The organism is Staphylococcus sp. GDY8P47P, assembly GCF_016892225.1.
Taxonomy (GTDB): Bacteria; Bacillota; Bacilli; order Staphylococcales; family Staphylococcaceae; genus Staphylococcus; species Staphylococcus borealis.
This window is the reverse complement of the sequence record NZ_JAFENV010000007.1, coordinates 4,298-17,000: the sequence shown is the minus strand read 5'-3', so window position 1 is coordinate 17,000 and position 12,703 is coordinate 4,298. Positions and strand designations below refer to the sequence as shown.

Genomic DNA, 12,703 nt, shown 5'->3' with positions numbered 1-12,703 from the left:
TTCCTCTTTTCTTTTAGCGTTTGTCAATTTTATTTGTAATCCAATCCCCAATAAATTGGATTATAAATACGATAATTAAAATAAATACAGTTGAAACTAAAATGACATCATTTTGGTTACGCGTGAATCCTGTTAAGTAAGCTAAGTTACCTAAACCACCTGCACCAATAACACCTGCAATTGCAGTAGATCCAACTAATGCGATCGCTGTTACGGTAATACCTGAAACGAGTGCTGGCATTGCTTCTGGTAATAGTACTTTACGAACAACCGTCCAAGTACTTGCTCCCATTGACCAAGCCGCTTCTATAACACCTTTATCTATCTCTTTAAAAGCAATTTCAACTAATCTTGCATAGAATGGCGCTGCGCCGATGACTAATGCTGGTAAAGCACCCGTTGGACCACTTATTGTTCCGAGTAAGACACTTGTAAATGGAATTAATAACAAGATTAAGATGATAAATGGAATTGCTCGGAACAGGTTAACTATAAATGAAACGATACTATAAAAGACTCTAGCACCTTTCGAATTACTCTTGGCTGATAGGAATAAAAGTACACCTAAAATCAAACCAAAAATAAATGCGAAAATCGTCGAAACAATAGTCATATAAAGCGTTTCATAAATGGCTTCCCATACTTCTGGCCACTGGACGTTAGGCATTGTAATCATCTCTTTGAAAATATCACCGTATGATTTATCCATGCTTAACCACCTCCACATTTACATGTTGCTGATGTAAATCATCTTTAAATGTCTCAAATTCTGTTTCAGCAATATGTGGTATGTGAACCACTAAGAAACCTACTGCACCGCCACGTGTGTTTTTGATATTTGCCTCAAGAATATTGATATCAATGTTATGTGTTTTACTTATGTACGAAACAACGGGTTCTGTCGTATTATCACCATTGAAATTAAGTCTAACGATATAAGCATCTGAATCTAACGGTTCAAGATGTTGGATAGATTCTTCAAAATCATCATCTAAATCATCTTTCACGAAGCGTTTAGTCACTTCGTGTTGTGGATTTTCAAATACTTGCGTTACTTTACCTTGCTCTATCACACGTCCGCTTTCCATGACTGCTACTTCATCACAAACACGTCTGATAACGTGCATTTCATGTGTGATGATCACAATTGTAAGATTTTCGCGCGCTTTAATCTTTAACAGTAAGTCTAATATTTCATCTGTTGTTTGTGGGTCTAATGCACTAGTAGCTTCGTCACATAATAGAACATCTGGTTCGTTTGCCAGAGCTCGTGCGATGCCGACTCTTTGTTTCTGACCACCTGACAATTCAGAAGGATAAGCATTTTCTCGTCCCTTCAAACCAACAAGATCAATTAATTCTCGTGCTCTTTCAATTGCTTTACCTTTAGAGTATCCTGCAATTTCTAACGGGAACATAATATTGCGAAGTACCGTTCTTGACCATAATAAGTTAAAGTGTTGGAATACCATACTTACTTTTTGACGTTTTTTTCTTAATTCTGCTTTTGAAAGTTTGTTAATATTATCGCCATCTATAATAATATCGCCAGATGTAGGCGCTTCTAGATTATTGAACATTCTAATTAACGTACTTTTACCAGCACCAGAGAATCCGATAACTCCAAAAATAGAGCCCGTTTCTATATTTAAGTTAACGTGATCAACTGCTAGTACATCCTTATCTTTTGTGTGATAGCGTTTAACAACTTGATTTAACTTAATCACGTTTAGTGCCTCCTTAAAATTCATTATGTAATTAAAAAAATGCTTTCTCACTTTAGATTAAGTTGAGAAAGCATTGATTCATCTTTCTCTCATCTTCTAAAGTAATTAACTTTATGTGAATTGGCACCATTTCTAATAATAGACGGTTGCCGGGCTTCATAGGGCACATCCCTCCACCTCTCTTGATAAGAGTTTTCGCACTATTTAATTAATTTATATCCTACCATTGCACTATAATTTCGTCAACAATTATTTTAATTTTTCTAACAAATAAGGTACAGATTGAAATGCATAAATTCTATCTATCTCTATATCCTTATTCATAACAATTAGAACAGGTACTGACATAATTTTGTTACGTTCACTATATTTAGGATGGTAATTCAAATCGATTTTTTTAACGGGTAAATGTAGTATTTCATTCGCAATATCGAGCATGCGCTCAGACATTTTACAAGTACCACACATCGGTGTGTATCCGAAAATGAGGTGTTTATCTTTATTAAAATTCTCACTAATATCTTCAATTTCTACAGATTTACTCATGCATGATTACTAACCTTTCAGTCGTTAAATTGGGAATTAGACGTTTTTCTTTACGTACTGTAAAGCCATGTTTACTCAATACATGCGCAAGATAGTTCTTGGGACATCTAGCAACTTCACAATATGTTTTATCAACATAAATGTGTTCACATTCACTAAGATGACGTTTAAACCATTTTCTTATCTTTTCACCTTCGTCATCTGAATCTGCTAGCACAAAGACTTGCTTGTCATATAATGTTTCAATCATGTCATCTAATTTATCAATACTCATTGTACCATGCGTACAAATAATATTGATAGGTTCAGCGATGACTTGTTGTACTCTCTTCTTATCAGATTTGCCTTCAACAATAATAACTTTATTTAAAATTGCCATGTTAATCCACCTTCTAAGTCGATAATAAACAATCAGTTACTTCTTCACAGAACGCGAATACCTTAAACATCATTTACAATTACTTAACAATGTACGCAATTAAAGACACCCTACCAAACTGAGATGATTACTTTATAGATAAAAAGACAAAATAAAAACTCCATGATCGCAATCAAGGAGTTTAAATTAATTATTCACCAATCATTTCTTTGTATTGATCAGCTGATAATAATTCATCTAATTGACTTTCATCGCTAAGTTCAACTTTAACCATCCATGCTTTCTCATATGGTGATTCGTTAACAAACTCAGGACTATCTTCTAATTCTTCATTTGATTCTACAACTTTACCAGATACTGGCGCATATAATTCAGAAACAGTTTTAACTGATTCTACGCTACCAAAAGTATCCCCTTCGTTGATTTCATCATCAACTTCTGGTAATTCAACAAATACAATGTCACCTAATTCGCCTTGTGCGTATTCAGTGATACCAATTGTTACTGTGTTGCCTTCAACTTTTACCCATTCATGTTCTTTTGAATATTTTAATTCGCTCGGTACTGCCACGAGAATCCCCTCCTAAAATTAATTACAATTTAATGATGCCATACAGTAAGGTTTCATTCAACTATTAAAGTAAAAGTTACAATAATTTATATAAATAAAATTTGTAATTTTAAACTATAACCAAATTTCTTTGTATTGATCTTCTTTAAATCCTAATGTGATGTTTTCTCCAGAAATAGCTAGTGGTCGTTTAACTAACATGCCATCTGAAGCTAATAGATTTAATTTTTCATCAGTAGATAAATCTTTTAATTTATCTTTTAAACCTAATTCTCTATATTTTGCACCATGCGTATTAAATAGTTTATTAACTTCTACACCTGTTTTATCGATAATATCTTCAAACTCTTTTTTAGTTGGTGTGTGTTGTACAATGTCAATCGGCTCATAACTTACGCCATGCGCATCTAAAAATTTTGCTGCTTTTTTACAAGTTGTGCAATTTGAATATTGATAAAATTTAATCATTCAGATGTAACCTCCTATTTCGTCTTATTTTAAATATATCAGATAATCTATGTAAACGCTCTATATTTTAAGCTTAATTTTTCATTTAAAGTAAATTATTCGTTATAATACATTTAGTATTTATTAAAAGGAGCGTTTATTATGCAAAGTATTACTACAACTGATGCGTTTAAATCAACAATCGAAAGTGATAAACCCGTTATCGTTAAATTTGAAGCCGGTTGGTGTCCTGATTGTAAAGCGATGGATATGTGGATTGATCCAATCGTTGAAAAGTATAACGATTACGAATGGTACACTGTAAATCGTGATGAACTTGAAGATGTAGCTGCAGAAAATGATGTAATGGGTATTCCTAGTTTATTAGTATTTGAAAATGGTAATAAACGCGCACATTTACATTCTGCAAATGCTAAATCACCTGAACAAGTAGAATCATTTTTAGATGAAACGTTTAATAAATAGGACGTAGCAAAAAATAATTTAAACATTGGGTCGTTATATTACGGCGTAGTTGACTGAAATTGAGATAAGCTTGTCTTTCAGACCTTGTCAAATTGGTCAGCTTCTAACTCAAATAAGTAGGCTGGGACAATATAAAATGTCTCAGCCTACTTATCGTTTTAGCAATAACTCACTGGTTTGAAAATGCGCTTAAATCAATTTCTTTCAAACCTAGTCATGATTGTCGCCGGGCCTAAGTAAAGAGAATTTTATCAAGAAATTCTCTTTAATGAAGAGAAACAACGAATTTATTTTATTTCAGTCCACTCTCCCCGTTCATTCTAATACTTAGAAATTAAATGTTTATTTTTACGTGGTGCTTTTGGTGGCACTTCTTCTAAATCTGTTAAATATAGGAAACCTGCAATAATTTCGTCTCCTTGTACACCAAATACTTTTCGAACTTTAGTTTCAAAAATATAAGGTGGTGTCTTCCAACATGTACCAATACCTTGTTCATGCAATAGTAGCATTAAATTTTGAGCATACGCACCCATCGCAAAGAAGTTTTCGCGATTTTGTCGTTGTCTTGGATCTGTTTTAAGCACGAGTACTAACATGCCACCCAAATTAGTCACATTCTGGTAGTGGTCTTCTTGTTTATCAGGGTCATTTGGAAAAGCAAAATGCGTAACATCTCTACTCATCTCCCCTAATCTATCCTTAGCTATATGGATAATTCTCCATGGTTCTCGCATTCCATGGTTTGGAGCATCTGCTGCTTTCTCAATCGCTTGATAAAGCTTATTGTCATCTATAGTCATATCATGTTTAAATTTCTTAATACTTCTTCTTGAAGCAATTGCTTCTTGTAGTTCCACAATTATCGCCCCTTATTATTGATAATTCTTCTCAATTATAAAGCCTTTACCACTTAATTTCAAATGTCTATTAATGATTCTCATAAAATAGTAATTGCTGTTTTAAACGATTGATATGTATTTGTCCTGGCGCTTGAGGTTCACCTAAACATCCATATGATACTGTACCGCCAAATACACCTTGCGCAGTTCTACTCACTAAACCAGTACTAGACATTGAAATACCAATCACTTTCGCATCTAATGTATCTGCACTTGCTGCCATTGCTTCAAGTAACGTAACCACATCTTCTTTGCCATGAGGCATCACAGCGATTTTGACATAATCAGGATTTAATTGATTCATTTTATAATAAGTAAATTTTAATATATCTGTTTCAGGCGTTTCTTCAAAATTGTGATATGAAATGACAACTTGTTTATTGTTTTGATGTGCTAAATTGACTAAATCTCGGTATGCACTGACATCACAATCACTATCCCATTCAATATCCCATTCAATATCAATCATATGGCAATGATAATCTTTGATAATGTTATTCAATAAAGCCATATAGCTTTCATACGACATTTCACCTTGGCCACCTTGTGACAGCGTACGATATGTTACTAGAACTTTAACGCTCAAATTCATATCTTGTAGACGCTTGAGATTGGATTCAAGTAACTCAAGATGTTGTTGTTTCCATTGATCAATTCGTAATTCTAGTATATCCATATCTTCATTAAAGGCCTGAATATCATCTAGTGTTGCTGTATCCAATAATTGATTCGGAGCTACTGTTGCAGCCACTTCAACGTTAGTCATAAAGTTTCCTTCTTCCTAAATTAAACTTGCATTTATTTTAAACTATTGTCAGTCTATCTCCAACCTCAAGTTACTTACTTTATCGATTAATTTACTATTTAATGATTTAATATTTTATAAATGGGTAGATAATGATTGTATACGAATTTAGGAGGTAATAATAATGGCAGTTCAATATGAAACAAAAGCAACAAACGTTGGTGGACGTAAAGGACATGTAAACACTGACGATAATGCAATAAATGTAGATGTATTACCACCACAACAAGCGGACGGAAAAGCAACTAACCCTGAACAATTATTTGCAGCTGGTTACGCTTCATGCTTTAATGGTGCTTTTGACCTTATCTTAAAACAAAATAAAGTGCGTGGCGCTGAGCCAGAAGTAACTTTAACTGTACGCCTTGAAGATGATCCTGATGCAGAAAGTCCAAAACTAAGTGTAGCAATCGATGCTAAAGTAAAAAATGTATTGTCTCAAGAAGACGCTGAAAAATATTTACAAGATGCACATGAATTCTGTCCATATTCTAAAGCAACACGTGGTAATATCGACGTTGACTTAAATGTGGAAGTTGTAGAATAACTGCGTTTTAAATAAATACAGTCTGGGACATAAATAATATAATCACGCTAATTAGCAAATTCGCAGTAGCTGACTGAACTGAGAAGGCGCTTAAATCAAGCTTTTCTCAGTTCTAGTCATCCTTGCGGGCGGGGCCCCAACAAAGAGAATTTCACTAAGAAATTCTACAAGCAAAGCAAGTTGGGAGTCGGGGCCCCAACAAAGAGAATTTCACTAAGAAATTCTACAAGCAAAGCAAGTTGGGAGTGGGACGACGAATTCAAAAGAATTCTGTCCCACTCCCTTACCTTTAGACACAAAAATTTTTTCTAGAATTTTTGTGTCTTCTTTTTTTGTGAAATTTTCAGATTTAAGTTATTCTATAAATACAGTAAATAAATAACTTTATAAAACATTTATACATATTAAATCTCAAATAGTTTATAATAAAATTGTTTTTACATCAATTTTTTTGAGCTTGCCCTATTAATCATACAAATTTTGCGATTATAGAACTGTAATCTATGATAGGTATAGGAGGACATAATGACAACGATTCGTATACTAAAACAAAATGACTTAGCATATTATACTCAATTATTATCAAGTAATTCCCACACGTATTCATGGGATAAAGTATACCTCGAGAATATCTCTAATGATGACCTGAATCAAATACTTTCTGATGATGAAGCATTTTGTAATATAATCGGTGCTTTCAAGGATGATAAACTTGTTGCATGTGTGACATTACGTCAGTTAAAACAAGTTGGAACTTCCCATAAAGCCATGCTAGAGAATTTATTCTTTCTTGATAAGAAGGATGAAACAACACTTCAAGATTTAATGAAAGCTGCTTTAGATCATGCCAAATCTCGTAATATCGAAAAACTAATGACATGTGTGACGTCTAATAACATTACCGGTAAAATCTTTTTCTCAACTTTAGGATTTGAAACGTTAGGACTTGAAGCGAAATCTTCAAAAATTGGTGATGAATATTTTGATGTACATTGGTTATTGTATGATATTGTCTAACCCTTTTTCATAATTGCTTAACATTTTTCTAGACATTTCATATATGACCTTTATAATGGGTTTTATATTCTAAATTTTCAGAATTTGTTAATTCAAAATCGCTTCTATGTGGGGTATAAAATGATACAAGCTGTTATACACGGGCTCTTATTGGCAATAGGCTTAATACTACCTTTAGGTGCCCAAAATATATTTGTCTTTAACCAAGGTGCTAATCAAACGAAATTTCGGCATGCACTGCCTGCTGTAATTACCGCTGGACTATGTGATTCTTTACTCATAGTATTAGCTGTCATAGGTGTATCTTTAATCCTTATGTCATTTCCATTGCTCCAAATTGTAGTATACATCATTGGATTAGTGTTTCTACTATATATGGCATGGTCATTGTGGCATGAACAAAGTACGCAATTAGATGATCAGAGGGGAATCTCACCTGCTAAGCAAATTAGCTTCGCTCTCTCTGTTTCACTCCTTAATCCACATGCAATTATGGATACAATTGGAGTAATTGGTACAAGTGCTTCTGCCTACGCCGGTTCTGAAAAGATAGCATTTACTATAGCGACGATTAGTATTTCACGGTTGTGGTTTATCTTTTTAGCAATTGCCGGACGCAGTGTGGGTCACTTTGATAAGTCCGGTCGATTATTGATAATATTAAATAAAATATCAAGCATTATCATTGTTATCGTTGCATTAATGATACTTCAAAAAATGTTCCATTTATTATTTTAAAAAGTGTTGTTGTATATGCGCTAAGGACTCATTCTAAATAGCACAAAAAGAGGCTGGGACATAAATAATATAATAATGCTATTTTGCAAATTCGCAGTAGCTGACTGAACTGAAAATACGCTTAAATCAAGCTTTTTTCAGTTCTAGTCATCCTTGCGGGGGTGGGACGACGAATTTAAAAAGATTTCTGTCCCACTCCCTTCATGAACCCATTTAATTTTCATGTTTAGAAATATCTCCATTTTCTGGATCAATTTTTTCTATAAATTGAAATACGTTATTGTCATATGTAAATTTTAAAATATGACAATTTCCAATAAAGTATTGCGTTGCTGCTGTATCTCCAATAACTTTTCTTAAAAAAACATCAAGTGTCGTTCCATGACTGACAACTAAATTAGTATCACTGTCTGTGGTACGCATAATTTCGGTTAACGTGCCGATAAAACGCGCTTCAACTTCTTCCTTAGATTCTCCGTCAAACACAACCAAACGGTCTCCAAATGCATCTTCGACATCATAATTCGAATTTAGTAAATCATTACTTTCCCCTTCTAAAATCCCAAAATGCCATTCTTTAAGTCCCTTTAGACGCTTATAGTCTTGATCAGGTACAACACATTCTAACGTATCACATGCACGTTCCGAACTTGATGAATATAAATTTCCAAATGTAATTTGATGTGCCTCAAAATATTGACCTGCTTGTTTAGCTTGAGCGATGCCTAAGTTTGTTAGAGGAGAGTCACTTGCCCCTTGCACCTTGCCTCTTAGATTAAACATTGTTTGTCCATGTCTCATTAAATAGAGAGTTTTTACCATTATATACACCTCAAACTTAAATTTTGCTTCTAATCATTCACTTTTATCGAAAGTGTTACTAATTACTAACAATGCTTAAGCACAATTGAATTTTCGAGTAATAGTATACATTAATTTTTTAATTTTCAAAAACAAGAACATTGAAAAAATTTATAAAGTGGTTTGAATCCCGTCATGATGGGTATTAATTATTATAAGATTCACAATTCTAAAAGGAGTGTCATTGATGAGCAATCATAATGAATATAATTATGTTAATCCAAATAAGCTCTCGTTAGATTGGGAATGTTTAATCATAAGCAAAACTGACATGCTATTAGATGGTGTTCCCCAAGAATTAATTAATTCTTGGATGGACAGAAATATTATTGAACCTTTTTCAATAAAAAATAATGAAATTAACTTTAAAACTAAAGATGTGTGGAATGCGTTAAACACGCAAAATTGGTATTACGCTCACTCAAATTAATTTATATAAACTTATTGCTCTATTTGTACTTTCAATAAGTTGGTGATCGACGTAGTTTGACATAACATACGCTCTAATTACTTGATTATTTCGTTCATGTTTCGGAAACTCACCGTCATTCTCGATATACTGAGCTAAACTTCCAAGAGGCGTATCATCATTAATAAACCCAATTACAAAATCATAAAATGTCATAGTTCCCCCTCCTCAGTCTAATTATGCTTTCTTTGAATATTTCATTATTAATTTTGTCTAAACATATAATATAACTCAACTTTAATATGTAATTAGCATTTATTTTGCTTATTTGTAGTATATAATGTCTTACATTTAATATACTGTTAAAGATTATTAAATCATTAACCCAATAAATAATCACTAAATTTATCATTTATTTAATGGTTTCTTGTTGTAATTGTTACAATTAAGTGAATCATTCGAGGTACGTTTATTTAATTGTGCAGCATATATGAATTTGAAAATAACTATTCAACTCAATTTTTAATTTAATAAGAGATATGATGTCAACCGTTGCTTTATAGCGGTTGGCTTTTTGTATTTAAAAATGTTGTCATATTAGTTTGATATTCATTATTGCTTACTTTCCAAATATAAGCAACTAAATTTTCACCAAATTTCAATATTAAGATAAAAACATTTAATTACTTTGATTAACTCGTGTTACCGGTATAAAATAAATGATATGATGTTAGTAAGTTTAACGAATTATAAAGAGGTGACACCCATGAATAATAATAAAATTTTTTGGATAAATATTTTTATGACACTTTTATTTCTGGGCTTTAATATCGTTGTCACCTATAATCCAGATTTAGATGATTTCTTTTGGCTAGTTCCAGGACTTACGGTTAGTGGCATTACCATTATATTAAGTTTGAGTACTGCCCTTATTTGTAAGAACATAGTTAGCGAAGTGATTTTTCTAATTAATATTGTTATGCTTCTATACTACATTTATCCTATGGTATATACATTTTTTTAAATTAATATTTAGGAGGCTTACACATGAGTTTGCATTTAACCATATTATTATGGCTCGGGATCATTTTCGTAGTAGCAGCCTCAATTATATTGGGCTTATTACTTAAATCTAAAAGAGAAGAACGCAAAGAATCATACTTAGGCTTTACCGTCATATTTTATATTTTCGGATTTGCATTATTAATCTATGTATTCATATTCGGTATATTATAGCGGTGAATTTGGGAGTGTGACAGGAATCTTATTACATTCATTGTCGCACGCCCTTTTTTATTGTTATCTATATGCAATATTCATAAATGCTTAATAATTACTAAGGAGTACAAAAATGAAATGTCTAATTTCTTCATTTATAAAAATACAATTAGTAATATTAATTACTTTTCTACCTTATTCGACGCATGCAATCGCGCATACAGATGATACAAAAGTACTCTCTCCAACCGAAGATGATTTTGATTTACAGCCAGGTGATATCATACTTACTAAGGGCCCAGTTTTATTTGGGTTCTTTGGACATTCAAGCATTGCATTAGATCATGATACTGTTTTACAAATAGAAGGTCCAGGTGATGAACCCATTACTGAATCCTTTCATTCTTTCAAACAACGATTTGGTGAAGGAAAGGATGATTGGATTAAAATTTATCGTTGTACTATGCCAGGTGCTGGAGAGAAAGCTGCCAAATGGGCTGAAACACACTATAAAGATACAGATAAAACCTATTTAGTCACTTTAAATCTTAAGAGCGAAAGATTTACATACTGCACTAAAATTATTTATCAGGCGTACAAATATGGTGTAAGTAAAAATGCTATTAATGAACATGGATTACTTATCATTTCCCCTTATGCCCTAGTCGACAACTTCACTGATGATTACCAACTCCAATTAGTTAAACAATACTAAATAGATATCGCAAGGGTGTGTGACAGAAATAAGATTTTTTCAAATTTTATTTCATTGTACTACTGCCAATATATAGTTGTAGCCTGAGACATCGATTGTTGTCTCAGGCTTTTTTGATTATACTGTTTCTTTGAAATAATTAATGAAATGCTCGTTTTCTTCTAATAAATCAATATACGAAATAGAACTAAACGGGATAATACGTGTACAATTTTTTAGCGGATAGATAATAATTTCATTTTCATAATCTAAATGAATATCATTTTCCATCACCATTTTTTTAGTACCTACCACAATCGCAATGGCTTTAAAATCATTGTTATCAAAGTACCTTTTTAATAATTTTTTATTCATGTTATCTCACATCCTATTCACTTCATATTTACCATTATTTTGTAAAATATTAATGAAGTTACTGTATGTTTTATGTAAATTTGTTTTTGAAAATATTTTCAAAAAATAAAAACATTCAATATCTATTTCATTATAAAATAATAATATATTAAATTTAGGAGTGACTATATTGAAAAAAGTTTTATTTACATTATTATTAAGCCTAGTTCTATTAGCTGGCTGTAGCTTTTCAAACCAAGACAAGGAAAACGATCATTCTAAGTCTAAGACAACATCTCAAGATAACAAAGATAATGATAAAGAGAAAGTCAATCAACAGTCTAGTGCTAAATCATCAAACAAAGATACGCAAAGTGATCATCCATCCACGCAACAAAGTAATAACGACCACTCGTCTAACAAACAAGACTCAGTGTCCCAAGACACTAAGCAAATTGATGTTCAAAATATAACTGATCGAGCAACATTAGAAACAGTGATTTATAGTAATAACTATACTGAAATAGAAAAAATTGCTGCATACAATAGCGCAGTAGCTAATGGCGTCATTCCTCAAGGGAATGTGATGGAAGGCCCTGCAAGCGCTGCATACGAAAGCTCATTACGCGTTGAACGTGGACAAGAAAAATCAATTTATGATCAATCAAACCAAACTTCTGAGACAGATGATATTGATGATCCTAATGCAGAAATCAATGCTGCCACTAATGAGGATGAGTATGTTGATGCTTTGAGAAAGAAATATAACGGTGGCTTATCTTCAGGAGAACTTCAAACAAAACACGCCATTGAAGAAGGTTATTATGATGGTGATGATGCTGATGAAGTATATGAAACAATTCAACAACGCGAACAAGATATAGCTAACGGTAAATATGATAAGTACAAGCGTAATTAGTAAAAAATTGAGTTGAATAGACATAGAGAGTAGCTAACATGAGGCTGGGACAAAAATAATATAATGAAGCTATTTTGCAAATT

20 protein-coding genes and 1 riboswitch are annotated in these 12,703 nt (G+C 32.5%); of the genes, 9 read left to right on the top strand and 11 right to left on the bottom strand.

All coding sequences use genetic code 11. From position 1 onward, the window contains the following. Nucleotides 1-13 precede the first annotated feature (13 nt). The 6 genes from JVV30_RS02155 to JVV30_RS02130 form a co-directional block, all read right to left on the bottom strand. Nucleotides 14-709, bottom strand: a complete 696-nt coding sequence (locus JVV30_RS02155; RefSeq protein ID WP_070855142.1) for a methionine ABC transporter permease — start codon at nucleotides 707-709, stop codon at nucleotides 14-16. Beyond that, entirely contained in the window at nucleotides 702-1,727 is a 1,026-nt protein-coding gene (locus tag JVV30_RS02150) for an ATP-binding cassette domain-containing protein (protein WP_204193247.1), read from the bottom strand. The genes JVV30_RS02155 and JVV30_RS02150 overlap by 8 nt, the downstream gene beginning before the upstream one ends. An 86-nt stretch (nucleotides 1,728-1,813) precedes the next feature. After that, nucleotides 1,814-1,919: riboswitch (SAM riboswitch) on the bottom strand. Between the two features lie 57 nt (nucleotides 1,920-1,976). Beyond that, the gene (locus JVV30_RS02145; RefSeq protein WP_070855144.1) at nucleotides 1,977-2,273 is read right to left on the bottom strand and encodes a thioredoxin family protein; all 297 of its coding nucleotides are present in this window, start codon (nucleotides 2,271-2,273) and stop codon (nucleotides 1,977-1,979) included. After that, a complete protein-coding gene (locus tag JVV30_RS02140; RefSeq protein WP_053029854.1) occupies nucleotides 2,266-2,652 on the bottom strand; it encodes a toprim domain-containing protein in 387 nt (128 codons plus the stop codon). Before JVV30_RS02140 ends, JVV30_RS02145 begins: the two co-directional genes overlap by 8 nt. 190 nt (nucleotides 2,653-2,842) lie before the next feature. Continuing rightward, on the bottom strand, nucleotides 2,843-3,223 hold the full coding sequence (gene gcvH / locus JVV30_RS02135) for a glycine cleavage system protein GcvH (RefSeq protein WP_053029855.1): 381 nt from the start codon (nucleotides 3,221-3,223) through the stop codon (nucleotides 2,843-2,845). Nucleotides 3,224-3,337: 114 nt separating this feature from the next. Beyond that, nucleotides 3,338-3,691: an arsenate reductase family protein gene (locus JVV30_RS02130; RefSeq protein ID WP_053029856.1), complete on the bottom strand. Its 354-nt coding sequence runs from the start codon at nucleotides 3,689-3,691 to the stop codon at nucleotides 3,338-3,340. A 141-nt stretch (nucleotides 3,692-3,832) separates the two neighbouring features. On the opposite strand from JVV30_RS02130, the gene JVV30_RS02125 reads away from it, so the two are divergent. Then, nucleotides 3,833-4,156 (top strand): thioredoxin family protein, encoded by a 324-nt coding sequence (locus JVV30_RS02125; protein WP_070855145.1) that lies wholly within the window; start codon nucleotides 3,833-3,835, stop codon nucleotides 4,154-4,156. Nucleotides 4,157-4,476: 320 nt separating this feature from the next. Here the strand turns inward: JVV30_RS02125 and JVV30_RS02120 are convergent, their stop codons facing one another. Continuing rightward, complete coding sequence (locus JVV30_RS02120; protein ID WP_204193244.1) at nucleotides 4,477-5,016, bottom strand: nitroreductase family protein; 540 nt, start codon at nucleotides 5,014-5,016, stop codon at nucleotides 4,477-4,479. 70 nt (nucleotides 5,017-5,086) lie between these two features. Next, a complete protein-coding gene (gene aroD / locus JVV30_RS02115) occupies nucleotides 5,087-5,824 on the bottom strand; it encodes a type I 3-dehydroquinate dehydratase (RefSeq protein WP_070855147.1) in 738 nt (245 codons plus the stop codon). Between the two features lie 163 nt (nucleotides 5,825-5,987). Here aroD and JVV30_RS02110 point away from each other — a divergent pair, with 163 nt between their 5' ends. From JVV30_RS02110 to JVV30_RS02100, 3 genes are all read left to right on the top strand, one after another. Then, complete coding sequence (locus JVV30_RS02110) at nucleotides 5,988-6,410, top strand: organic hydroperoxide resistance protein (RefSeq protein ID WP_053029860.1); 423 nt, start codon at nucleotides 5,988-5,990, stop codon at nucleotides 6,408-6,410. 525 nt (nucleotides 6,411-6,935) lie between these two features. Continuing rightward, entirely contained in the window at nucleotides 6,936-7,427 is a 492-nt protein-coding gene (locus JVV30_RS02105; RefSeq protein ID WP_070855148.1) for a GNAT family N-acetyltransferase, read from the top strand. A 120-nt stretch (nucleotides 7,428-7,547) separates the two neighbouring features. Then, complete coding sequence (locus JVV30_RS02100) at nucleotides 7,548-8,165, top strand: LysE/ArgO family amino acid transporter (RefSeq protein ID WP_204193243.1); 618 nt, start codon at nucleotides 7,548-7,550, stop codon at nucleotides 8,163-8,165. 213 nt (nucleotides 8,166-8,378) lie between these two features. Here the strand turns inward: JVV30_RS02100 and JVV30_RS02095 are convergent, their stop codons facing one another. Then, nucleotides 8,379-8,987, bottom strand: a complete 609-nt coding sequence (locus JVV30_RS02095; RefSeq protein ID WP_070855150.1) for a histidine phosphatase family protein — start codon at nucleotides 8,985-8,987, stop codon at nucleotides 8,379-8,381. Nucleotides 8,988-9,213: 226 nt separating this feature from the next. Between JVV30_RS02095 and JVV30_RS02090 the strand changes: the two genes are divergently transcribed. Further along, the gene (locus tag JVV30_RS02090; RefSeq protein ID WP_053029866.1) at nucleotides 9,214-9,456 is read left to right on the top strand and encodes a hypothetical protein; all 243 of its coding nucleotides are present in this window, start codon (nucleotides 9,214-9,216) and stop codon (nucleotides 9,454-9,456) included. On the opposite strand, the gene JVV30_RS02085 is transcribed toward JVV30_RS02090, so the two are convergent. After that, nucleotides 9,448-9,651 (bottom strand): sterile alpha motif-like domain-containing protein, encoded by a 204-nt coding sequence (locus JVV30_RS02085; RefSeq protein WP_053029867.1) that lies wholly within the window; start codon nucleotides 9,649-9,651, stop codon nucleotides 9,448-9,450. The genes JVV30_RS02090 and JVV30_RS02085 overlap by 9 nt on opposite strands. Before the next feature lie 550 nt (nucleotides 9,652-10,201). Here JVV30_RS02085 and tsaA point away from each other — a divergent pair. The 3 genes from tsaA to lnsA all read left to right on the top strand — a co-directional run bounded on the left by tsaA (nucleotide 10,202) and on the right by lnsA (nucleotide 11,368). Continuing rightward, nucleotides 10,202-10,459, top strand: coding sequence for a type II toxin-antitoxin system antitoxin TsaA (tsaA, locus tag JVV30_RS02080; RefSeq protein WP_053029868.1), 258 nt, complete (start codon nucleotides 10,202-10,204; stop codon nucleotides 10,457-10,459). A 23-nt stretch (nucleotides 10,460-10,482) separates the two neighbouring features. Next, entirely contained in the window at nucleotides 10,483-10,671 is a 189-nt protein-coding gene (gene tsaT, locus JVV30_RS02075) for a type II toxin-antitoxin system toxin TsaT (protein ID WP_070855151.1), read from the top strand. A gap of 115 nt (nucleotides 10,672-10,786) precedes the next feature. Further along, entirely contained in the window at nucleotides 10,787-11,368 is a 582-nt protein-coding gene (lnsA, locus tag JVV30_RS02070) for a lipoprotein N-acylation protein LnsA (protein ID WP_053029870.1), read from the top strand. Between the two features lie 117 nt (nucleotides 11,369-11,485). On the opposite strand, the gene JVV30_RS02065 is transcribed toward lnsA, so the two are convergent. Then, nucleotides 11,486-11,722 carry a hypothetical protein gene (locus JVV30_RS02065; RefSeq protein WP_070855152.1) on the bottom strand — a complete coding sequence of 79 codons (237 nt, stop codon included), beginning with the start codon at nucleotides 11,720-11,722 and terminating at the stop codon, nucleotides 11,486-11,488. 169 nt (nucleotides 11,723-11,891) lie between these two features. Here JVV30_RS02065 and JVV30_RS02060 point away from each other — a divergent pair, with 169 nt between their 5' ends. Further along, a complete protein-coding gene (locus JVV30_RS02060) occupies nucleotides 11,892-12,620 on the top strand; it encodes a hypothetical protein (protein ID WP_070855153.1) in 729 nt (242 codons plus the stop codon). The last annotated feature ends 83 nt before the right edge of the window (nucleotides 12,621-12,703 follow it).

Coding starts and splice junctions, on each gene's coding strand:
- JVV30_RS02155 (WP_070855142.1), bottom strand. CDS start 709: ATGGATAAATCATACGGTGATATTTTCAAAGAGATGATTACAATGCCT.
- JVV30_RS02145 (WP_070855144.1), bottom strand. CDS start 2,273: ATGAGTAAATCTGTAGAAATTGAAGATATTAGTGAGAATTTTAATAAA.
- JVV30_RS02140 (WP_053029854.1), bottom strand. CDS start 2,652: ATGGCAATTTTAAATAAAGTTATTATTGTTGAAGGCAAATCTGATAAG.
- JVV30_RS02130 (WP_053029856.1), bottom strand. CDS start 3,691: ATGATTAAATTTTATCAATATTCAAATTGCACAACTTGTAAAAAAGCA.
- JVV30_RS02125 (WP_070855145.1), top strand. CDS start 3,833: ATGCAAAGTATTACTACAACTGATGCGTTTAAATCAACAATCGAAAGT.
- aroD (WP_070855147.1), bottom strand. CDS start 5,824: ATGACTAACGTTGAAGTGGCTGCAACAGTAGCTCCGAATCAATTATTG.
- JVV30_RS02110 (WP_053029860.1), top strand. CDS start 5,988: ATGGCAGTTCAATATGAAACAAAAGCAACAAACGTTGGTGGACGTAAA.
- JVV30_RS02105 (WP_070855148.1), top strand. CDS start 6,936: ATGACAACGATTCGTATACTAAAACAAAATGACTTAGCATATTATACT.
- JVV30_RS02100 (WP_204193243.1), top strand. CDS start 7,548: ATGATACAAGCTGTTATACACGGGCTCTTATTGGCAATAGGCTTAATA.
- JVV30_RS02095 (WP_070855150.1), bottom strand. CDS start 8,987: ATGGTAAAAACTCTCTATTTAATGAGACATGGACAAACAATGTTTAAT.
- JVV30_RS02090 (WP_053029866.1), top strand. CDS start 9,214: ATGAGCAATCATAATGAATATAATTATGTTAATCCAAATAAGCTCTCG.
- JVV30_RS02085 (WP_053029867.1), bottom strand. CDS start 9,651: ATGACATTTTATGATTTTGTAATTGGGTTTATTAATGATGATACGCCT.
- tsaA (WP_053029868.1), top strand. CDS start 10,202: ATGAATAATAATAAAATTTTTTGGATAAATATTTTTATGACACTTTTA.
- tsaT (WP_070855151.1), top strand. CDS start 10,483: ATGAGTTTGCATTTAACCATATTATTATGGCTCGGGATCATTTTCGTA.
- lnsA (WP_053029870.1), top strand. CDS start 10,787: ATGAAATGTCTAATTTCTTCATTTATAAAAATACAATTAGTAATATTA.
- JVV30_RS02065 (WP_070855152.1), bottom strand. CDS start 11,722: ATGAATAAAAAATTATTAAAAAGGTACTTTGATAACAATGATTTTAAA.